The sequence below is a fragment of the Butyrivibrio sp. MB2005 genome (assembly GCF_000424285.1).
Lineage (GTDB): Bacteria > Bacillota > Clostridia > Lachnospirales > Lachnospiraceae > Butyrivibrio.
Genome location: NZ_AUJP01000003.1, coordinates 1 through 21,268, shown reverse-complemented (window position 1 = coordinate 21,268; position 21,268 = coordinate 1). Strand labels below are relative to the sequence as shown.

18 protein-coding genes and 2 tRNA genes are annotated in these 21,268 nt (G+C 42.4%); 2 read left to right on the top strand and 18 right to left on the bottom strand.

Going from position 1 to position 21,268, the window contains the following annotated elements:
- Positions 1-83: 83 nt before the first annotated feature.
- A tRNA-Pro gene (locus tag G610_RS0100100) sits at positions 84-157 on the bottom strand.
- 104 nt (positions 158-261) lie between these two features.
- Here G610_RS0100100 and G610_RS19060 point away from each other — a divergent pair.
- Positions 262-2,934: a translation factor GTPase family protein gene (locus G610_RS19060; RefSeq protein WP_035796504.1), complete on the top strand. Its 2,673-nt coding sequence runs from the start codon at positions 262-264 to the stop codon at positions 2,932-2,934.
- A gap of 6 nt (positions 2,935-2,940) precedes the next feature.
- Here G610_RS19060 and G610_RS0100090 read toward each other — a convergent pair whose 3' ends face one another.
- From G610_RS0100090 to G610_RS0100010, 17 genes are all read right to left on the bottom strand, one after another.
- On the bottom strand, positions 2,941-3,168 hold the full coding sequence (locus tag G610_RS0100090; RefSeq protein WP_081667087.1) for a DUF1858 domain-containing protein: 228 nt from the start codon (positions 3,166-3,168) through the stop codon (positions 2,941-2,943).
- A gap of 267 nt (positions 3,169-3,435) precedes the next feature.
- Entirely contained in the window at positions 3,436-3,600 is a 165-nt protein-coding gene (locus G610_RS22880; RefSeq protein WP_155832692.1) for a hypothetical protein, read from the bottom strand.
- Positions 3,601-3,768: 168 nt separating this feature from the next.
- On the bottom strand, positions 3,769-5,079 hold the full coding sequence (locus tag G610_RS0100080) for a diguanylate cyclase response regulator (RefSeq protein WP_026523148.1): 1,311 nt from the start codon (positions 5,077-5,079) through the stop codon (positions 3,769-3,771).
- 156 nt (positions 5,080-5,235) lie between these two features.
- Complete coding sequence (locus G610_RS0100075) at positions 5,236-6,018, bottom strand: hypothetical protein (RefSeq protein ID WP_026523147.1); 783 nt, start codon at positions 6,016-6,018, stop codon at positions 5,236-5,238.
- Between the two features lie 107 nt (positions 6,019-6,125).
- The gene (locus G610_RS0100070) at positions 6,126-7,619 is read right to left on the bottom strand and encodes an ATP-binding protein (RefSeq protein ID WP_026523146.1); all 1,494 of its coding nucleotides are present in this window, start codon (positions 7,617-7,619) and stop codon (positions 6,126-6,128) included.
- Positions 7,620-7,675: 56 nt separating this feature from the next.
- On the bottom strand, positions 7,676-9,034 hold the full coding sequence (locus tag G610_RS0100065) for a vWA domain-containing protein (RefSeq protein WP_026523145.1): 1,359 nt from the start codon (positions 9,032-9,034) through the stop codon (positions 7,676-7,678).
- Entirely contained in the window at positions 9,031-10,044 is a 1,014-nt protein-coding gene (locus G610_RS21770; protein WP_051197368.1) for a leucine-rich repeat protein, read from the bottom strand. Before G610_RS21770 ends, G610_RS0100065 begins: the two co-directional genes overlap by 4 nt.
- A gap of 356 nt (positions 10,045-10,400) precedes the next feature.
- The gene (locus G610_RS0100055) at positions 10,401-11,192 is read right to left on the bottom strand and encodes an ABC transporter ATP-binding protein (protein ID WP_026523144.1); all 792 of its coding nucleotides are present in this window, start codon (positions 11,190-11,192) and stop codon (positions 10,401-10,403) included.
- A gap of 14 nt (positions 11,193-11,206) precedes the next feature.
- Positions 11,207-12,088 (bottom strand): ABC transporter permease subunit, encoded by an 882-nt coding sequence (locus G610_RS0100050; protein ID WP_035796503.1) that lies wholly within the window; start codon positions 12,086-12,088, stop codon positions 11,207-11,209.
- 92 nt (positions 12,089-12,180) lie between these two features.
- Positions 12,181-13,290 (bottom strand): ABC transporter substrate-binding protein, encoded by a 1,110-nt coding sequence (locus G610_RS0100045; protein WP_026523142.1) that lies wholly within the window; start codon positions 13,288-13,290, stop codon positions 12,181-12,183.
- A 201-nt stretch (positions 13,291-13,491) separates the two neighbouring features.
- Positions 13,492-13,980 carry a dihydrofolate reductase gene (locus G610_RS0100040; RefSeq protein ID WP_026523141.1) on the bottom strand — a complete coding sequence of 163 codons (489 nt, stop codon included), beginning with the start codon at positions 13,978-13,980 and terminating at the stop codon, positions 13,492-13,494.
- A gap of 86 nt (positions 13,981-14,066) precedes the next feature.
- The gene (thyA, locus tag G610_RS0100035; RefSeq protein WP_026523140.1) at positions 14,067-14,918 is read right to left on the bottom strand and encodes a thymidylate synthase; all 852 of its coding nucleotides are present in this window, start codon (positions 14,916-14,918) and stop codon (positions 14,067-14,069) included.
- Between the two features lie 42 nt (positions 14,919-14,960).
- Positions 14,961-16,235 carry a leucine-rich repeat protein gene (locus G610_RS0100030; RefSeq protein ID WP_026523139.1) on the bottom strand — a complete coding sequence of 425 codons (1,275 nt, stop codon included), beginning with the start codon at positions 16,233-16,235 and terminating at the stop codon, positions 14,961-14,963.
- 223 nt (positions 16,236-16,458) lie between these two features.
- Positions 16,459-18,057, bottom strand: coding sequence for an MBL fold metallo-hydrolase RNA specificity domain-containing protein (locus tag G610_RS0100025; RefSeq protein WP_026523138.1), 1,599 nt, complete (start codon positions 18,055-18,057; stop codon positions 16,459-16,461).
- Positions 18,058-18,074: 17 nt separating this feature from the next.
- Positions 18,075-19,172, bottom strand: coding sequence for a GGDEF domain-containing protein (locus tag G610_RS21765; protein WP_026523137.1), 1,098 nt, complete (start codon positions 19,170-19,172; stop codon positions 18,075-18,077).
- A gap of 203 nt (positions 19,173-19,375) precedes the next feature.
- Positions 19,376-20,083 carry a spermidine synthase gene (locus G610_RS0100015; protein ID WP_026523136.1) on the bottom strand — a complete coding sequence of 236 codons (708 nt, stop codon included), beginning with the start codon at positions 20,081-20,083 and terminating at the stop codon, positions 19,376-19,378.
- Between the two features lie 188 nt (positions 20,084-20,271).
- Positions 20,272-20,511: a DUF3781 domain-containing protein gene (locus G610_RS0100010; protein WP_026670716.1), complete on the bottom strand. Its 240-nt coding sequence runs from the start codon at positions 20,509-20,511 to the stop codon at positions 20,272-20,274.
- A gap of 119 nt (positions 20,512-20,630) precedes the next feature.
- Here G610_RS0100010 and G610_RS0100005 point away from each other — a divergent pair.
- Positions 20,631-20,712: transfer RNA gene (locus tag G610_RS0100005), tRNA-Leu, on the top strand.
- Positions 20,713-21,268 lie beyond the last annotated feature (556 nt).

Sequence of the window (21,268 nt, the reverse complement as noted above, 5' to 3'; positions counted from 1 at the left end):
TTATAGGTCTTCTTGGGAAAAAGGGAAAATAGGATTTTCTACAAAAAAAACCTTGAATTCCTAAGAATTCAAGGTTTTAGTAGTCGGAGTGGCGGGACTCGAACTCGCGGCCTCTACCTCCCTAAGATAGCGCGCTAACCTACTGCGCTACACCCCGGCGACAAATGGTATATTACCACGCCACGAGAACAAAAGCAACCATTAATTTTATTTTTTTTATTTTTTCTCAAAAATATTTCTTTTAATGTTAGAATAAAACTCATGAGAACCGAATCAAACACTACTAAACACTTAAATATTGGCATATATGCACACGTTGATGCCGGCAAGACAACTTTGTCCGAGGCGCTGCTTTTTACATCAGGAGCCATTAGGAAATCAGGACGAGTTGATCATGGCGATACCTTCCTTGATACCTATTCTCTTGAAAGAAGCCGTGGCATCACCATTTTTTCAAAGCAGGCGGAGCTCACCTTACAGAATGGAACAAGTGTGACTCTCCTTGATACTCCGGGGCATGCTGACTTTACTGCTGAAACAGAGCGCACCATGAAGGTTCTGGATGTGGCTATACTGATAATCAGTGCTGCTGATGGCGTCACATCCCAGGTGTCACTTCTTTGGAGGCTTTTATCCCACTATCAGGTTCCTACATTTATTTTCGTTAATAAGATGGACCAGACAGGGGCTGACAAAGCTCGCGTCTATGAGGATATCAGAAAAAGATTATCATCCCATGTGCTGGATTTTTCAGTTGATATCAGTTCAGAAGATTTTCAGGAGGAGCTGGCTCTTTGCGATGACGAGCTCCTTGCTGAATACCTTGAAAGCGGCCGCCACGTAACCGATGACGAAATATCCGCCCTTATCGCAGACAGAAAGCTTTTCCCCTGCGTATTTGGCTCTGCCCTTAAAATGGAGGGCGTAACGGAGCTTACAGAGCTAATTGAAAGGTATGCTACAGAACCTGAATACGGCGAAGAATTCGGTGCAAGAGTATATAAGATTTCAAGAGACAGCCTTGGTGCCAGAATCACCTGGATGAAAATTACCGGAGGCACCCTCCATCCAAGAGATATGATCTTCGATGAAAAGGTCGACCAGATAAGGGCGTATTCCGGCGAAAAATACGAACTTTTAATGGAAGCAGGCGGTGGCAAAATCGTGGCAGTTACAGGCCTTTCCAAAACCCGTGCAGGTCAGGGACTTGGTAATCTCCTTGGAGAAACCGCAGAGCTTTTGCAGCCCATTCTTTCTACAACCATTATGCTGCCTGAGGATGCCGATAAATTCACAGTCTATAACAATCTCCTTACCTTAGCCGAGGAGGAGCCTCTTTTGTCTGTACACAAGAGTGATCAGACAGGAGACATTTCCGTCCAGATAATGGGTGAGGTTCAGATGGAGGTGTTAAAGCATCTTTGCAAGGAACGCTTTGATATTGATATAGATTTCGGACCTGAGACCATCGTATACAAGGAGACCATAAGAACTGCCGTTGAAGGAGTGGGACATTTTGAGCCCCTGCGTCATTATGCAGAGGTTCATCTTTTACTGTCTCCTGCTGAGCCGGGAAGCGGTCTTATTTTTGATACAGACTGCAAAACGGATCTCCTTGCAAGGAACTGGCAAAACCTTATTATTTCCAATCTTGAACAGCTTAAGATCAGGGGCGTTCTTACAGGTTCAGATATTACCGATATGCGCATAACCGTAATCGGCGGTCGTGCACACGATAAGCACACAGAGGGCGGAGACTTCAGAGAAGCTACTCTCCGTGCTGTACGTCAGGGACTTATGATGACAGACAGCATCCTTTTAGAGCCTGTATATGATTATGAAATCGAAGTACCGGGAGACTGCGTTGGAAGAGTACTTAGCGATATGAGCAGAATGAACGGCACCAGCAATCCTCCGGAGGTAAAAGAGGATGGATCTTCGGTTATTACAGGTACCGTTCCCGCATCAGAGCTTTCTGGATATTCTGCTTCGCTTATCTCCTTTACCCACGGCCAAGGCAGGATTTCTCTTAATCTTCGCGGCTATGAGCCCTGCCATAATGCTGAGGAGATCATTGAAGCTTTCGACTACGATCCTGACAGAGATATTGAGCAGCCAACAGGCAGTGTATTTTGCTCACACGGCGCAGGAACGCTCATACCCTGGGATGAAGTAAGAAACCACATGCATGTGGATACAGGCTGGTCAGATGGAAATTCAGGCGCATCCGGCACACTTAACCTCAACTCTCCTGAGACAGATTTATCCCTCTTAGGCGATGAACTTAAGAGCTTTCGCTCATCCGATATTAAATCTTCAGCGCAGGAGCTCTCCTACGAGGAAAGAGAGCGAAACTACAGCGCCACCATAAAGGAACTGGATCAGATTTTTGAGAGAACCTACGGCAAGGTTAAGCCTCGCTATGATGCCAAGGCAGATGAGGAGCGCAAGAGAAAAGCTGCAAATAAAGCTCCCGAGAAAAAATATAAAGCTAAAAACGAGTACACACCCGAGAACTCTTATCTTCTGGTGGATGGCTACAATATTATTTATGCCAATAATGAGCTTAGAAACCTGGCAGAGCATGACATTAAATCCGCCAGGGATAAACTGATGGATATTTTATCAAATTTTCAGGGCTACAGAAGGGAAAATGTGATCCTGGTGTTTGATGCATACAGAGTTCCCGGCGGTACAGAGCATGTGCTTAAATACCACAATTTGGATGTTGTTTTCACCAAGGAAGCTGAGACAGCCGATCAGTACATAGAAAGAACGGCTCATGAATACAGTAAAAAAAGTCGCGTAACAGTAGCGACTTCGGATGCAATAGAACAGGTAATTATTTACGGTGCAGGCGCTATCCGCATGTCCGCTAACGATTTCTGGCTTGAAATAGACAGAACCGAAGCGGAAATACGCGATAAACTTTAACTCATATTATGAGTTGTGCTCTGCAAGATAATCGTTGAGAGCATCAGTGATCTCGTCACCATCGATGCCATGAACTGCACAAGCCTCTGCAAGAGACTCCATCTGTGAAGCAGGGCAATGGATACAACCCATTCCACACTCCATAAGGAACTGTGCTGCAAGAGGGTGCTTTGTGATGATCTCTCCAACGAGCATGCTTGAATTAATGATTTCCTGATTTGCTGTTTCGCTCATTTTGTCCTCCTATGTCAATAAAAACTATAAATTACATTTTATACACTCTATTTAAGTGTGATAGAATTTTAACCCGAAAAACATATAAATACAACCCCCGATAATCAAAAGTACTTATATCAATAAACTATAATTACTACATTGAAAATCTTTGTAAACGTAAAAAGAGACTACATTTTTAGTAGTCTCTTTATTCTATGCGTTCTTCACTTATTGTGGCTGATCCTATTGAATTGCTAAGCGAAGTTCAGTTCATAGCTGTTATGATTACCAAACGAAGGTTACTGCGTTTGCAACATCCTGGGATATGGTGTTGTCCTTAACCAGCTGCTTAAGCCAATTCTCAAGATCATCTGCCTTGTGGTTGGTCTCAACAAAGTGTATGCTCTTTCCATTAACATCTTTTGCAAGAAACAATTCGTACATATACATTAGCTTGTCCTCCGTTATATATCATTATTTGTTTCATGCTATCGGCCGTTTTGCATGTAATTTGTTTGTTCACTTTTATTATCGTGCCGATATTTAATTTACTTTAGAGGAAAAACAAATGTATTTAACTTTCATTTTGCCGCATAAATACTGAAAATTTTATGCATTTTATCTGATCAATTCCACCTCGTAGGTGACCTCAAATTTCTCAGAAGGATCCAGCTTTTTCCAGTTTTCAAGCACCCTTTCGATTACCATCTCACAGTACAAAGCCCCTGCTTCAAGAAGAATGAGCTCAACCTTGTTCTTTCCGCTTAGTGTTACAACGTCGCTGTTTCTAAGGGAATTGCAAAGGCTGTCATTAAATTTGGAAACAGCATCTCCAAGCTTTTTACTACCTTCCCCCGGAGATATTGTGAAAATGATCAGGCGGTTTTCTTTTTGATAATTCTGACCAACTCTTGTGAGGAATCTGTAAATGGTTTTAAACTCGTTAGCTGATACCTTATAGGCACCCTTGCCCATACTGCTCTCACCAAGGGTAAGCATCTCCTTCTCTATATCTGAAACAGGATTCTCTTTACCATCCTTATCCTTCTTGTCTTCAACATAAAGATTGTGCTTATGCTTTCCCTCCTGCTTAGCAGCTGCCAAAGCCTTGTCGGCCTTTCTGTAAAGCGTAAGAAAATCAGTGCCCTCATCCGGAGCCATAACAGCACCTACAGACACACCAAGAGGAATATTCATATCCTCTCCCATGAACTCCTTAGCTGACTTAAGCAGCTCCTCGTTCATGAATCTGTCTTTTCCTGCAATAATCTCTTCACTGCTGACATTCTGGCAAAAAGCAATAAACTCATCTCCGCCCATTCTGCCGGCAATATCGTTATTTCTTACAGCCGCTCTTACAATCTCTGCAAAGCGGATAAGAATTTTATCACCCATGTTATGGCCATAGACATCGTTAACCTGCTTGAAATTGTCAATGTCTATCATCATAAGAGTGCCCTTTACTTCACGGCACATATCGCCAATCTCAAGCTGAGATGAAGACTTGTTGTAGAGACCTGTCATTGGATCTGTCTCTGTGGGAACCCTGTTGCCCCTTACCTTTTTGACTCTGGCAAAGACTTCTTCAACCTTATCCAGAAGGACATCAGCTCTAAATGGCTTTCTTATCAGATTGATGCTTTTTATATCAACACCCTTTATCTCTATCTCTTCATCCTCTGCAGCCGCTGTCATGAAAATAACAGGAATACGCTCTGCATACTGATGCTGCAAGGTGCTTTGAAGCTCGAATCCCGACATATCAGGCATTTGAAGATTAGAAACTATCATATCCGGTCTTTCTGCTTTATAGATACGAATAGCATCCTTTCCGGATTTTGCACAGAAAGTCTCATAATCCAAATCCAGAATGTGCTTGGTCATTCCAAGTGTAATCTTCTCATCATCAACAATAAGGATTTTTTTCATATTGAACCTCTTTGTGGGTTATCCCTCACCTGAAAATACAACAATCCGTTATATGCATCACTTCTAAGGCACACCTTGGCACCTTCTTACATTATACGAAATAAAATAAAAAAAAGCTTAAATATCCGAAGATTTTAAGCTTTTTTTATCTTTTATTTATTTGCTTGTAGTTGTAGGTGTAATCCTAAAGAAATGGCACAGTTTTCCTGTAAGCTTCTTATTCCTGAGCTTAACGTGAGAGGTGTCGGAAAGGTTGGTGTAGCCTTCCGCAAAGCCAAGATTCCAGTCAGTCATTTTTTCATAGTTACTTATGTGGGTTCCGCATACACCGATACACAGGTCAGTGTAGCCTGTCGGCACTGTAATCGAATAGGTCTTGGCGTAAGATACATAGTAGCTATATGTATTACTTCCTATCTTTGCCTTCTGAGGTTTGTATTTCTTCCATTCATTTTCTTCCTGAACAACAACCTCCTGATAGTTAAGGCCCTTCTCGCCGTCGGTTTGAACGCTCTTAAGATTTTCACCGGTCTTAAAATCCACGATGCAGATATCAACGTAATCTATGAACTCATTGCCCACGGTCTTACCGTTATTTATTCTTTTCATGAAGTGCTTGGCAACTTTTTTATTGATCTTACTTGGAATCTGAATCTGTATGGTGATCTTGTAGTTTCCACCGCCGGAACTTCCACCGCCGCCACCTTTACCGCCCTTGCTGCCTGTGGAGAATTTGGTTATCTTGGCGTAGAGCTTTTGATATTTGCTTGTACCGGGAAGCTTGGTGTAAAAAGATGTCCAGTTTCCCTTTTTCAGATCCACCTTAACGCCGTGGCGTCTAAGATCATTGAAGGCTGCTCCTGATGATATTGGCATAGAAGAAAATGAAACCGAAAAGATAAGTGCAATTACAAGAAGTACTCTGAGTATTCTCTTCATAATTATTTCCCCCATAAGACAATAGTTTCATTTATTATATCGGCAGATTCAAAAAATAAATTAGACAAAAGAATCTCAAACTTCCAATATCCCAACCCTCTAAAACATCAGACCTCCAATATCTCAGCAAGGATATCCTGTCTTCTGTCTCTTAGAAGCAAAAGCTTATTAAATTTGTAATATTCCTCAGAACCCTCATTCTGAATGAATTTCAGGCTATAGTGGCCTCCATCAAGTCTTGTAAGGAAAAGAACAAGCTCCTGCTCCTGACCATATACGCTTTCAAGGAAAACAAAAGCATTTTTAAGATGAGCCGATGTAACACCTGCTGCCTCTCTTCTCGCCTGCTCTCTTTTTGCAAACCATTCCTTAATGATCTTCTTGGCATCATCTCTGCTGCCTGCATCAGCGCCTGCAAGCTTACCGCGAAGCTCTGTAAGCGCTTTGGATGTCTGAATAAGTACTATCTCAGACTCTTTATCCATAAGATGCTCACCGGCCTTCATTGCAACTTCATTCTCAAGTTCGCTTGTTCTCTCAGAAAGCTTCTCTAAAATGGACTTACTCTCATCCCCTGCAATTTCTTTAATCTCACTCTGGAGCTTTTTCTGAATTCCAAGGTCTCTGTCATAGTCAGCAAATTCCTGAGTAAGTCTGTCCATAAGAAGATTAAGAATACTAAGCTTCTCATCAAAAGGAGCCTTCTTAAGCTTATCCTTCTCTGCAGGTATGGTTCCTTTAAGAATGTCAGCTATGTTATATACGTCCTCATATTTCCTATAGAGAGCATAATACATGGCAAAGTCGCGGGATATTTCAGGCTCCTGAAGATACTGCCTTGTCACATTCTCATCAATGTCTATGCCAAGCTTCTCGTAAGCTCTTATAAGCTGTGAGAGATCCTCCCAGCCTCTTGCGGTAACAAAACGCTTGCCGTCGATATCGCTTTTTATTCTATAGAAATTGTCCTTGTGGATATCAAGATAAGCTCTGATAGATCCATGAACTCCGGTAACATCAGCATATTCAAAGAAGGCATCAAGATCCTCTTCAATGTCGATTCTCTTTACACGGTCCAGTGTTACAATATCGAAATCGCGGACAGCCTTGTTGTACTGAGGTGGGTTACCTGCTGTTACGATAATGAAGCCGTCCGGAACCTTGTGGGCACCGAAGGTCTTATACTGGAGAAACTGCAGCATGGTAGGAACCAGAGTCTCGGATACACAGTTTATCTCATCAAGGAAAAGAATGCCTTCCTCAACACCTGTCTGGGCAATCCTGTCATAAACAGAAGCAATGATCTCACTCATGGTGTACTCGGTTACAGATACCTCTTTTCCTCCATACTCCTTCTTGGAAACAAAAGGAAGTCCGATGGCACTCTGTCTTGTATGGTGCGTAATTGTATATGAAACAAGATTCACGGAAAGCTCCTCCGCAACCTGCTCCATAATGGCAGTCTTACCGATACCCGGAGGTCCTATGAGAAGAATAGGTCTCTGCTTCTGAATAGGAATCAGATAGTTCCCCATTTCATCCTTTTCTCTGTATGCTCTTATCGTATTTATTATCTCTTTTTTGGCGTCTTTAATATTCATGTACTTTTCCTTTTTATCTCTATTTACATATAGAAGCTGGTAATTCTTCAGCCCTATTAAATATACAGCATTATGGCCCATTCAGGCATCTTATCGGAGCCGTTCTGTTTATCCTCAGGAAAAACAAAGGCTGTGTCATAGTCTGTAGGCTCTTCAGGATAATCCCCAAAGCCGTCTGTAAAATACATCAAACCTCGGAGATTCTTTAGCTGTCCCTTTTTCCTAAGGTCCCTTACATATTCAAATACTGGTCTGAAGTCTGTTCCATATCCTCCGGAAACCTCGAAATGCTCGGCATAATGCTCCATCTCCTCCGGCTTATGGATCACGATGTCCTTCTGAATCCTGTTGTCGCACTCTATAATATGAACATGTATCTCTCTGAAAAAGTTATCACTGTTTCTCAGGATTCCCGCAGTTTCATTAAGGAAGGTCTGCACCAGCTCATCTGAGCAGGAAGCTGAAGTATCTATGGCTATAACAAATTCATCCACCTTATGGGTCTCGCTGTATTCATTCTCCTCTATGAGAGGCATGTTGCCATATAGCTCCATACCGTAATTATAAAGCCCATAATCGAAGCTGTCGGGATCTATTCGAATCTCTTCTCTAACCACCGCTATCTGCTTAAGGAATTCGGTATAGTAGACCTTCTCAGCAGTCTCTGCCCTCAGATAAAATGAAAGACCTCCGCTCTCGCTGCTCTTGTCATCACCGATACTGGCAAGATCACTCTTTATGCGCTTAGCAGTATTCTTCCAGAATTCTTCGAGTTCCTGTTTATTGGCTTTCCTCATGCGAAGCTGCATTTGCATATCGATGTCGGGCTTATCCTTACTGTCACTGTCATTCTCTTTGTCTTCAAGCCTGTCCCAAAATCCGTGATCGTCTAATTTAAACTCACGGCAAAGCCTGTCGAATTCCCGCTCCTCCAGTGCTGTCTCGGGATTTGCCTCAAGCTCCTCAAGATATCTGCATATCCTCTCTGCCGTAAGAACCCGGACATCACTTTTTAGTCTGTCATACCATCTGTCACGAAGGTCTGAACTTACTCTGTAGATGCACCGGTAATCCATTGAATCCAGAATGTTCTCAACAGCTATATCGCAGGCCAGATTCCACAGCTCCTCATTGTCGAACTCATAGCTTCTGTACATATGCCTGAACATACAGTGAAGAAGCATATGAAGATAAGTTCTGTTCAGCTTAAATGGCTCCTCCACAAAGGTCCTTCTCACATAGTCAGGATTATAGAGTACGCTCTCTGCATCCGTTCCTACAGTGGTTGTGGACAGCTCCGCTCTTTGCTCAAGTACAGACAAGGCAGGTGCCATGAACTTCATATCAAGCAAAAGTTCTGTCTTAACTGCGCTCCATATTTTATTTCCAATTGTTTCAAGTTCTGCTTTTTTCATATATCCAGCTCTAAAAAGTTATCCCGCTTCTCGCTGCCGCTCTGATACTCCATCAGCATGCTGACAAGCTCTGTTCTGTCAAGCTCGGCGGCCTCTGCGATTATGGCAGAAGTATCGCCTTCCGGTATAAGCTTCTCTTTAATATAATAACTGACCTGATCGGTCACAAGTCCGCTAAGTTCTGAGTTAGTATCTGATATACTATTACCCTTAGTACCAAGGGATCTTATGGCCCTTGTCAGATTCTTTTTGGCATTTTCATAAAGCCAGTCCCTATACTGAGTCTTAGCATCCTCTGCCAGCTCATAAGGGAATTGCAAACGTGACACAGCTATCATCTCCGCGGTGACACTATCGTCAGCAGACACCTTTGTAAAGAAACTGTCGTACTCCCTAAAGTTGATATTGTCCGCCTTAACACACTCGCGGTAGGCGTACCCAGTACCCTCAATGGCAAACTGAATGGTCCTTGCCATGGTGTTCTCCACAAAGTCGTAGTTAAACCCCGGGAAAACAAGAACAGCTTCGCCACCCGGAAGATGCAATCTGAATCTAAGCCTTCTGTCATTATCTTCAAGAATTCTTCTGACCACGTAATAGTTCTCATGCTCAAAAGTTACATCTATCTCTTCAAGGCTCTCGCATTGCCTGGTGCTACCATCAAGATATTCACTGACTGAATCTGTCAGCTGGATTCTGCGCAGCCTTCCGCAGTTATGAAAAGCAAAGCCAAGGATAGTATGAATGGAAGAAGGTATAATAACCTCCTCTAAATCCTTCCTTGAAGAAAATGCATGGTTACCAATGATTTTCACAGGGAGACTTATTGCTGCTCCCACATCATTCCCCCGCACTTCCTCCGTAGATACTTCGCCATTTACTATCGATTCCGGCACTTCAATTAGGTCCGGTATCACCAGCTGTCTGCAGGGCTCATCCAGTCCCTTTAACACTATATATTTTGCCTGAGAGTCATTCCTCTCACATTCTACTTCATACTTAAATTTCATTCTACCTGTCCACATACAGAATCTACATATTAAGCTATATCATTATAAACTATTTTCTACCATATGAACAAAGAGTCGCTCGCGACTCTTTGCTCGCTGGTGCGCGCAAGCTTTAGCTTGCAAAATTCATCTGCGCACCAGTCGCATCCTTAGCGGAGCGCTTTTTATTCAATAGGAAATCCGAAGGAATTTCCTATTGAATAAAAAATAACCGAATTACAACCTTTTACTTAAAACGGTTATAATTCGGTTATGCATCCATTTTATTGGATTTTATGCTCAAATATGGCACATTGTCAGTCGGTTATTATGTCAGCCATAAAGAGCCTATCCGGAAAGTTCCGGTAATAGGTGAATTAGGAAAGTACCATAGCGTCGTTTACTTCATCATTTCCTGCTTCTTCAAACTTCTGAAGAAGATCGGCAACCTTGAGGTTCTTCTTTTCTTCGCCTGATACATCATAGATAATCTTACCTTCGCTCATCATGATAAGTCTGTTTCCGTGAGCGATGGCATCCTTCATGTTATGAGTAACCATAAGGGCAGTAAGATTATGTTCCTTAATGATATTCTCTGAAATCTCAAGAACCTTCTTGGCTGTCTTGGGATCAAGAGCAGCTGTGTGCTCATCCAAAAGTAAAAGATCAGGCTTTTTAAGAGACGCCATAAGAAGTGTTACGGCCTGTCTCTGTCCACCTGAGAGAAGACCAACCTTACTTGTAAGTCTGTCCTCAAGTCCAAGGTCAAGAGATTTTAAAAGCTCCTTGTACTGAGCTCTCTCGCTATTATTGATACCGCTCTTTAAGCCTCTGCTCTGTCCACGTCTTGCAGCCAGGGCAAGATTTTCCTCAATCTGCATTGTAGCAGCAGTTCCCATCATGGGATCCTGGAAAACACGACCGATATACTTTGCTCTCTTGTATTCAGGAAGCTTTGTGATGTCGTGTCCGTTAAGTACGATGGAGCCCTCATCGATGGGCCATACGCCTGCAACAGCGTTAAGAATTGTTGATTTTCCTGCACCGTTACCACCGATAACAGTTACGAAATCTCCATCATTAAGAGTAAGGTTTACACCGTTAAGAGCGACTCTTTCGTTAATTGTACCTTTATTGAAAATTTTTACTAAGTTCTTAATCTCTAACATATCTTATCCGCTCCTTATCTCTGCTTAACCTTGATTCCAAGATATCCCTGAATAGCAGGAATTCCAAGGAATACAGCAACAAGTACCGCACTGAGAAGCTTAAGGTATGTTGAAGGAAGACCTAGCTGAAGTACTACGGCGATTACGATATAGTAGATGATGGCACCTACAACGGAAACGCCCATACGTACTGCAAAGTTGTGTCTTGATCCGAAAATAACCTCACCGATAATAACAGCTGCCAGACCGATTACGATAGCACCACGACCTGCATTGACATCGGCATTACCCTGATACTGTGCATACAGACCGCCTGCAAAAGCAGTAAGTCCGTTACTTACAATAAGTCCGATTCTGATACACCTTCCGGTGTTGATACCCTGGGCTCTTGCCATGTTCTGGTTACAACCTGTTGCACGAATGGCAGATCCGATCTCACTTCCAAAGAACATATAAAGCAGGAAAATAATGATTCCTACAATGATTACGCTCATGAGAATTGAGTAGTTGATGAATCTGAGACTTACAATAAGCGCATACTGGTCAACGCTGATAGCCTGGTTTGATTTTCCCATGATAGCCAGGTTTACTGAGTAAAGGCCCAACTGAGTAAGGATACCTGACAAGATGGGAGGTATTCTGAGCATTGTGTGCAGAAGACCTGTAACATAGCCTGCCACCATTCCTGCAAGGAATGAGCAAAGAAGTGACACATATACGTTGTGGCCTGAGAGCATCATCATTACGCATGTTGCTCCGCCTGTGCAGAATGAACCGTCAACTGTCATATCCGCATAATCAAGGACTTTAAAAGTAAGAAAAACACTGATAGCCAGAATTCCCCAAATAAGTCCCTGTGCCACGGAACCCGGCAGTGCATGTAATAGCGAGATCATAAATATTACTCCTTAAATATCAAAGTAAGAAGGTGCCCGCGACTTTGAGCACCTTCACTCTTTCAAAGAATTATCTTTTCATGTAAGACTGCTTACTCACCCATCTCGATTGCTACAAGACCCTCAAGAAGGCTCTCGTCAAACTCGATAGCTGCTGCTGTCTCAGGGTTGTATTCGTTTGTGATACCCTCTGAAACATACTCGATAGGCATCTCTGCGGGGTTCTTGCCATTTACAAGAATCTCGTAAGCCTGCTTACCTGCTGTTACGCCAAGATCGTAGTAGCTGATTGAAAGTGTAGCAAGACCGCCGTTCTTACACATGTTCTCCTCACCACAGATGATGGGAAGCTTTGCAGGCCATGCTGCGTTCTTTACGATTGACATGTTATCAGCGATTGTGTTGTCTGTAGGAATGTAGAGGCAGTCGCTGTTAGCAATAGCGTTTGTTACAACTGACTGGATCTCATTTGAATCAGCAACTGTGTACTCCTTGTAGCCGATTCCTGCAGCATCAAGTGCAGCTGCTGCAAGGTCTACCTGGAACTTGGAGTTTGCTTCTGATGAGCAGTAAAGGATACCAACCTGCTTAGCATCGGGAACGAGCTTCTGAAGAAGTGCGATCTGCTCATCAACGGGAGCAAGGTCAGAAGCACCTGTTACGTTTGTTCCGGGTGCGTTATTGTCATTGATAACACCGGCAGACTTGTAATCTGTGATTGATGTTCCAACTACCGGGATATCACCTGTAGCTGCTGCAACTGCCTGAAGTGCAGGAGTAGCATTAGCCATGATAAGGTCATCCTTGTCATTTACGAATTTGGTTGCGATGGTAGCGCAGTTAGCCTGCTCACCCTGTGCGTTCTGATAGTCGAACTCTACTGAATATCCATCAGCCTCAAGTGCTGCCTGAAGGCCTTCTTCAAAGCCCTTTGTTGCGGCATCAAGTGCAGGATGCTCAACGAGCTGGATTACACCTACGTGGAATGTTTTGCCTGCTTCAGCCTGTGCTGCATCGTCTGTGCTCTCTTCTGTAGTTTCAGCAGCTTCCTCAGTGCTCTCTTCTGCAGCAGCTGTCTCTGTAGCTGCCTCTGTCTGAGTCTCCTCAGTAGCTGTAGTGTTGCCACCTGCTGTGCGGGCACAACCTGCAAGGCTGAAAATCATTGCGCCGCTAAGAACTGCGGCAAGAATCTTCTTTTTCATATCTGTCCTCCTCGTCTTATGATACATGCAAAAGCCAGCAGTAATGCGGCTTCACATAGCATGTTCAACTAAAATGTTTTTCTTTGACACTTTAAACCGTCAAAGTGAATATTTATTATAATATCTCAAACATTTGATTTGGTCAATAAAAAAGCAGCGATTTTTATCACTGCTTTTTAGAAAATCTTATTTCTAGTTTTCTCAAATCCTTCTGTAGGTTCTGAAGGTGTAGGTTGTATCAAAATATGCCTGCTCGTCGCTCTCTTCCGCAAGCTCCCACTCAGGATCCTCATCAAGATTTGTGAAGAAGCGATCTGCCTCAAATGTGCGGTCAATCTTGGTAACAATGCAGGTATCGCACATGGGAAGAAGCTGCTCGTAAACATTGGCTCCACCTATGCAATACACGATGTCTGTATCATACTCTGCGATTGCATCCTTAAGCTCATCCAGATTGTGAACAACTGTGGCATTTTTTACCACATAATCAGGATTGGTTGAAAGGATAATGTTTTTCCTGCCTTCAAGGGGCTGCTGTCCGGGAAAGGTCTCAAGAGTTTTTCTTCCATATACAAGAACCTTGCCCATGGTCTCTGCCCTGAAATTCTTCATATCATTGGGTATTCTGATGAGGAGCTGTCCCTTGTTGCCAATTCCCCAATGCTCATCTGCCGATAAAATAATTTTCATGTAATCCTCCGAGTTATTATTCTGGCTTTTATTTTGATGATACTCAGAATTGCTGCGCTGTTCCAGCTCCCGCAATTCTACCAACATCATATCGCTATAGGAATATCTTTTATCTGATCTCCTGCTACCTCGTAGTTCTCAAGAGATACGTCATTCCTTGTGAATTCATAAAAATCATGAACATCAGGGTTAAGCCTGAAGGTAGGTGCCGGCTTAGGTGTACGGCTAATAAGCTCTTTTATGAGATCCACGTGTCTGTCATAGATATGTGCATCTGCAATAACATGAACAAGCTCTCCCACATTCATATCGCATACCTGTGCAAGCATGTGAACAAGCACAGAATACTGAACAACATTCCAGTTATTTGCGGCAAGAACATCCTGTGAGCGCTGGTTAAGAACAGCATTAAGTGTGAGTCTGTCCTCCCCCTTTTTCTGTGTCACATTGAAGGTCATGCTGTAGGCACAAGGATAAAGGTTCATCTCTGAAAGATCCTGGTGCACATACATATTAGTCATGATTCGTCTGCTGAAGGGATTATTCTTGAGGTCATAGATAACTCTGTCAACCTGGTCAAACATGCCCTCTTTATACTGATGCTTAATGCTCATCTGATAGCCGTAGGCTTTTCCGATGGAGCCTGTCTCATCAGCCCACTCATCCCAAACGTGGCTGTGAAGATCATGAATGTTATTGGACTTCTGCTGCCATATCCACAGCATCTCATCCGTTGCACTCTTAAGAGCAGTTTTCCTAAGGGTCATAATAGGAAACTCTTCTGCCAGGTTATAGCGATTAACTACGCCAAACTTTTTGATAGTATATGCAGGTGTTCCATCCTCCCAATGGGGACGAACCTTCTCTCCCTCGGTACTTGTACCGTTTTCAAGGATATCCTTGCACATATTTATGAAAATCTCATCAGCTTTACTCATGCCTCTCCTCCGGGTAAAACACCATCGCGTCTAAAAGAAAACTTAACCTACTGAATACTTCGCACCGGATACAGTCTTCTTTTTAAGAAGCTTCTTATACTTCTTGTTAAGAGTCTTGTTGGGGCTCTTAAACTTAACCTTCTTGTTTACTCTTTTAAAAGCACCACTTCCGACTTTCTTAAGATTCGTTGCTTTGATAGTTACGGTCTTAAGATTAGGACAATTATCAAATGCATTTGATCCGATAGAAGTTACGTTAGCTCCGATCTCAACGGATGTAACTGTCTTATTGCCGGCAAATGCCTTGTTGGAAATAGCTGTAACCTTATAGCTTGTACCATTGATCTTTACATTTGATCCGATTGTTACCTTCTTGGTAGCCTTGTTCTTATTTGCAAAACCAAGAACTGTAACTGTACCTGTTCCATCACCCTTAACATTGGTGATCTTATACTTAAGGCCTGAAACATCAGACTTAGCAGCCTTTTTTACAACCTCAGTCTTAAATGCGCCGGTATAAACACATTTTGTAACCTTGAAATTGTAATTGAATTCTGAATGATACTCCTGAAGACATCCAAGCTTCATGGTTACTTCCTTTGCAGGATAGCCAAGAGCAACCAGATCTGCATCGCTAGCGGAAAGTGAATACTCTTTTGCTCCACCGTTTCCGATATATTTTACTCTGGAGCCACTGCTTGAGAACAGTCCTAACTGGAAGCCATCAAATGATCTAAGTGAATTATATTTATTAGCGTGCTGGATATTATCCCATGTGAACTTAAAGGTTCCGTTTCCGGCCTTCATATTGAAGTTATCAGCAGCTCTGAATGCAATAAACTTAACCTGAAGCATATTCTTGATACTGAACTTCTTGGAAGAATCGCCGTCATTGGTATTTACTCTGATGTAGTACCACTCATTTTTAGCAAGTCCGCTTAAAGGAAGTACGATATCAACAGTATTACCTGTTGCCTCTGTTCTGCACTGGGTACCTGCGCCGCCTGTAGCTGTACCATCAATAACGTTGCCATAATTATCCATGATCTGAACAGTAATCTGGCTATATGTGCTCTTACTGTTTACCATAGATTCGAAACTCAGAAGATGAATACCCTCCTGACCATCTGTCTTAAACTTATAGTAATAATCTCTTGTTTCGTTAACGTCCTCTTCAAAATACTCCTGCAGGTTTGTCATTGATTCAGCATGTGCCTGATCACGACCTCCCTGAATAGGTGTTTCTGCTTTGGCACTTAAAGGCATTGCGCAAACAAAAGCTGCGCATGCAAGAGCCATAATTATTCCTTTTCTCATACACTTGTCTCCTATCATAATGAACTCAGTTCCCTGCATTCATTATATAATCCCCATTTAGATTATTACGCAAAACGCAAAGAACCTAAAACCATCATTTAGTTTACCATATATAGAGCCAAAATGTTAGTACTAAAACGTTTAACCCCTAAATGTAGTGAACAATAATAAGCCCCATTGTCCAATGACAATGAGGCTTAATTTCTCAGGTTCTACATACAGATCATTCCCATTTGTCGCAAAGAGCGATTATCTGATCTGCGAACTTTGCTTTATCTTTATTTGTCATACCCTCGCTTCTTGCAATAATTGCAGTAAGCCTTGCACCTGCTGCCTTAAGTCTTGTAAATACATCAGATACAAGCTTCGTGGATTTCTTGACAGCTTCCTTGGGAATACCTTCCTTAATTATCTGTCCGGAGATAAGGTCAAACTCTGTTCCGCTATAGGGTGCATAGGAACTGTATCCGTACTCATCCCTTAGACAGTTGGCAAAGGATGTACAAACTCCGTCTTCACCATGAACTATGAATACTTTTTTCGGTCTTTCCTTAAACCCCTGTAACCAGTCGATCAGACCGTTCTTGTCGGCATGTCCTGAAAGTCCGGTAAGTTTACATATCTCTGCGCGCACATCCACAGTCTCGCCAAAGAGCCTCACCTCTTCTGCGCCGTCGATTATTGCACGTCCTGTAGTACCTACTGACTGATATCCTACAAAAAGAATGGTTGATTCTTCTCTCCACAGATTGTGTTTAAGGTGATGTCTTATTCGTCCCGCCTCACACATGCCGGATGCAGAGATTATAACCTTGGGAGTATCTTCTTCATTTATAGCTCTTGATTCCTCTGTTGTAATGGCAAGGTTAAGTCCAGGGAATGAAATGGGATTGATGTGATTTTTCACAAGCTCCATCGCCTCTTCGTCGTAGCACTCCATTGCATGCTCTGTAAAAACTTCTGTCGCTTCAACAGCCATGGGTGAATCCACGTAAACAGGGAAATCATCCACTGCGGTAACAAGATGCTCCTTTTTTATGGTCCTTAGAAAATACAGCATCTCCTGAGTTCTGCCAACCGCAAAGGAAGGAATTACCACATTTCCTCCTCTTGCAAAGGTTCTGTTTAAAATCTCAGTGAGTTCTTTTACATAATCGGGACGTTCTTCCCCATGATATCTGTCACCATAGGTTGACTCCATAACCACATAGTCAGCGCTTGTGGTGAGCGCAGGATCCTTGATAATGGGCTGATCGTAATTACCGATATCCCCTGAAAATACTATCTTTTTATCTACGTTCTTTTCATTGAGCCACACTTCTATGCTGGCAGAACCAAGCAGATGCCCGATGTCTGTGAACCTGATCTGAACACCTTCACATATATCGATCTTAGTACCATAATCGCAGGCCACAATATGACGCAGAGTGTTATCTGCATCCTCCATTGAATACAGCGGTTCTATCTGCTTTATGTCCTTATTTCTTTTTCCTTTACGGCTTCGCCACTCAGCCTCCTGCATCTGAATATGCGCACAGTCTCTTAGCATTATGCTGCAAAGATCGGCGGTTGGTCTTGTCATAAATATTTTCCCGCGAAAACCTCTGGCATAGAGAAGCGGCAAATTGCCCGAATGGTCTATGTGGGCATGGGTCAAAAAAACATAATCGATCTGGGCCTCATTGACCGGTAGATCGACATGCTCAAAAGATATTCTTCCCTGCTCCATTCCGTAGTCAACCAGAATGTGTTTTCCGCATGCCTCGATGTAATGGCAGCTTCCTGTAACTTCATGATCTGCACCGATGAATCCAAGTTTCATAGGCACCTCCTTCTAGCTTAGCAGATTACTCTGTTTCGTCCGCTTTCTTTTGCTTGATACAGCTTCCTGTCAGCATCCTGCAACAGCTTTTCCAAATCCATTCCGGTGGAATAGCTGGCCGAACCGATTGAAACCGTAACCGGTATCGTTTGCCCCCTGAAAACAAATTCATGCTCTTCTATAATGCGGCATATTCCTCCAATAGCCATGCAAAACGAAGGATAAGTATACTCTTCGGGATTTATCAGAATAAATTCCTCGCCGCCCCATCTGCCAACGATCATGCCTTGATCCATGGCGGGTTTTAATATCTTTGAAAGCTCTTTTAATACAAAATCCCCGGCAAGATGTCCGTATGTATCATTAACATTTTTGAAAAAGTCCACATCCATTATGGCGATGCTAAGAGGGAATTTCCTCTCCGACTGAACTTTTATCTCATTTTCAAGAACCCGCTGGGTACGTTGTCTGTTATAAAAACCGGTCATCTGGTCATAGTCCGCTTTTTTCATAAGAGCTTCATTTCTGCGTCCCACGCGGCTGGTGTACATTCGCGTATAGACCATAACCGAGAAGAAACCGATTATTGAGTTCAGACAATAGATAACTCTCTGTGCCATCTGCGAGGGATGGAAATGCTTTGGGAATATGTCTTTCCACGTAAGTACAACCAACGCAATATATGTGAGCACAAGGAGAACCGCATAAATCTGGCTTCCTTTTCTCTCTTTTTCCTGAAGTATCGGTGAAACAAAGGGAACAAATATGGCGCAGAAAAGCCCGAAGAGCCACTGATAGAAGCCGCACTCTCCGCCCATGAAAATCGTCGCGCAAACCGCATGGACATAAACCTCCCACAGACAGATCCACGCTGCCACAAGCACATTACCTTTTCTGACAAAGTAATTTGCGACAGCATAAGTGAGCATGCTGAAGATATTTATGATCACCATGGGGTTATTTTTGAAGCCTATATAACATAATTCAAGCACAAAATGTATCCAAAAGAAGTTAATGACTATGCTGTTTACCACAAGCACATCCTGAAAATCGCCACTTACTTCATCCTTGTACACGCGCCTGATTTTGTTTTTCGTAATCTCGGATTTCGTCATGAAATCATCTCCTACTATTACATTAATTTTAATTCCATGTAACAGTGGATGCAAATTAAGAAAATATAAAAAGGCTTAACAATTGGGGTTGTTAAGCCTAAATTTGCATTGTTTCGAATAGCTGTAATTAGAAAAGTGTCAGATATCATCTGTCTGAAGATTTGCTATTAGATGATCTGCGATAGGCGATAAACCTGCTCTAACTATAACTTGCGATCGGATGCCATAAGGATGCAATTTCCGCCGCCGGGACATCTGACAATTCTTGTGTGTGCGAAAATGGTCTTGAGGCTCTCGTTTGTCATGTGCGTTTCCATGGAAATGACATCATGAGCCTCATTAATAAGATTGAGCGCGTAGATGCCGTTTGGTCTTAGCATAGAATAGACCTGCCTTAACGCGTCCCTTGATAAAATAGCCTTCGAAGCAGCGCTTCCTGTATAAGCATCAAAAATAACAAGATCATAAGCCGCAAAATTACTGTTTTGCCTGATGAACTCAAGGCCGTCCTGAATCTTTATCGTCAGCCTTTTGTCATTCGTATCCAAGGCAAAATACTTCTTTGCCAGATTCACATATCCGGCATCCACCTCAACTACAGTCATGGTCCGCTCAGGGTGATCTTTTAGGAATATCTTTGGAAATACAAACCCTCCTCCGCCTATCAGCAGAGCGTTGTTCAATCCTTGGTGATGCTCTGTCATAAGCTTCAGCGTCCGCATGTACTTAAACAGCGGATCCTTATCTCCGTGCTCATCCAAATACATCCCGGATTCCCTCACGCCGTCATAGAGCAAAAGCCTCACTGCTCTTCCATCTTCAATTGTATCTCGTATCTCTATGTGCCTGTCCTTCGACCTGAACCTGGTCCTGGGAAACAGGAACAACATGAATTGTTCAAACAGAGTCATTCTATGCTCCTATGATGTATTGGAATGGTGTGCGTATCTGGTGCTGTTTCCATGATGACATATTTGATTGTAATTTCCAAGGCGGCCTCCAAAACGATATTACGATGGTTCTAGCATGGGGCTGTCTGCTGCTTTTTCAATTTTTCAAATTCCAGCATGTCAGAGAATACTCACACTGTTATGATGATTCATTCCCTATGGCACGTAATGATAGTATAACTACTTGCATTGACTGTAATTACGCACCCATCGATGTGAACATACCAGTTTTTGCCCTGTCTTTCTATAACTGCGTTTGCATCAAGGATTTTCTCCCTACACCACGCAACTACATCACTATCTCCAAGCCCAAGGTTCCTCCTGATCCTGTCCACTCCCATTTCAGTTGTATGTACTCTATCTATATTTGCTATCAGTATATTCTCCATAATCTGTTTCCCTTCAATTCATAATGCGCTAAGCTCAGAGAAGCAATTTCGAGAAGAGACTAAAATAGTCGAAATAAAATTGACGAGCAGCCCACCCATAGAGTATATTATAACAGTTAGCAGAAGTGATGGAATTGGCAGACATGCAGGATTTAGGTTCCTGTGCCGCAAGGCGTGTGGGTTCAAGTCCCATCTTCTGCATTTTATTTTGTCAGTATTTATAGAGTGTTATGGAAGTACCGAAACACTAGATAGATACTGATTTTTCTTTTCTTTCACTTGTTTTATTGAGAGTTATTATTTACCACCGAAAAGCACCTTAAAACATAGTTAATGTAGTCAGAAATGTAGTAAAAAAGATACGGCGTGTGGGTTCAATCTCCTCTCCGCTTCGGTCGGCGCAAAGCCGACGTTCCCCGAACGTCGTGCGCCCCATCTTCTGCATTAATTAATATCAGTGTTTGTGTAGTATTATAGATGTATAAATACTATATGAATACTGATTTTTTTAATCCCATTTTACATTTGCGTTGTTGTAAAAACGAATACTTGGAGACAGGTATATAAGATAGAAATATACATAGAAATTATATATCTTTTTGTAAGCGACTGAGCGAGGCAGGTATATAAGGATAGAAATATGATGCACTTTTATATACTTTTTTCTGTGCTTTATAAGTACCAGGGGTGAGTGTTACAGGAAATGCTTATCGAAAAAGTATATAAGTCAAATTATCATTTTCAATTTATATACCGA

Coding starts and splice junctions, on each gene's coding strand:
- G610_RS21765 (WP_026523137.1), bottom strand. CDS start 19,172: ATGACGAAATCCGAGATTACGAAAAACAAAATCAGGCGCGTGTACAAG.
- G610_RS0100010 (WP_026670716.1), bottom strand. CDS start 20,511: ATGGAGAATATACTGATAGCAAATATAGATAGAGTACATACAACTGAA.
- G610_RS0100070 (WP_026523146.1), bottom strand. CDS start 7,619: ATGAATATTAAAGACGCCAAAAAAGAGATAATAAATACGATAAGAGCA.
- G610_RS0100025 (WP_026523138.1), bottom strand. CDS start 18,057: ATGAAACTTGGATTCATCGGTGCAGATCATGAAGTTACAGGAAGCTGC.
- G610_RS0100090 (WP_081667087.1), bottom strand. CDS start 3,168: ATGAGCGAAACAGCAAATCAGGAAATCATTAATTCAAGCATGCTCGTT.
- G610_RS0100050 (WP_035796503.1), bottom strand. CDS start 12,088: ATGATCTCGCTATTACATGCACTGCCGGGTTCCGTGGCACAGGGACTT.
- G610_RS22880 (WP_155832692.1), bottom strand. CDS start 3,600: ATGTATATGTACGAATTGTTTCTTGCAAAAGATGTTAATGGAAAGAGC.
- G610_RS0100045 (WP_026523142.1), bottom strand. CDS start 13,290: ATGAAAAAGAAGATTCTTGCCGCAGTTCTTAGCGGCGCAATGATTTTC.
- G610_RS21770 (WP_051197368.1), bottom strand. CDS start 10,044: ATGAAATTTAAGTATGAAGTAGAATGTGAGAGGAATGACTCTCAGGCA.
- G610_RS19060 (WP_035796504.1), top strand. CDS start 262: ATGAGAACCGAATCAAACACTACTAAACACTTAAATATTGGCATATAT.
- G610_RS0100065 (WP_026523145.1), bottom strand. CDS start 9,034: ATGAAAAAAGCAGAACTTGAAACAATTGGAAATAAAATATGGAGCGCA.
- G610_RS0100055 (WP_026523144.1), bottom strand. CDS start 11,192: ATGTTAGAGATTAAGAACTTAGTAAAAATTTTCAATAAAGGTACAATT.
- thyA (WP_026523140.1), bottom strand. CDS start 14,918: ATGAGTAAAGCTGATGAGATTTTCATAAATATGTGCAAGGATATCCTT.
- G610_RS0100080 (WP_026523148.1), bottom strand. CDS start 5,079: ATGAAAAAAATCCTTATTGTTGATGATGAGAAGATTACACTTGGAATG.
- G610_RS0100030 (WP_026523139.1), bottom strand. CDS start 16,235: ATGAGAAAAGGAATAATTATGGCTCTTGCATGCGCAGCTTTTGTTTGC.
- G610_RS0100040 (WP_026523141.1), bottom strand. CDS start 13,980: ATGAAAATTATTTTATCGGCAGATGAGCATTGGGGAATTGGCAACAAG.
- G610_RS0100075 (WP_026523147.1), bottom strand. CDS start 6,018: ATGAAGAGAATACTCAGAGTACTTCTTGTAATTGCACTTATCTTTTCG.
- G610_RS0100015 (WP_026523136.1), bottom strand. CDS start 20,083: ATGACTCTGTTTGAACAATTCATGTTGTTCCTGTTTCCCAGGACCAGG.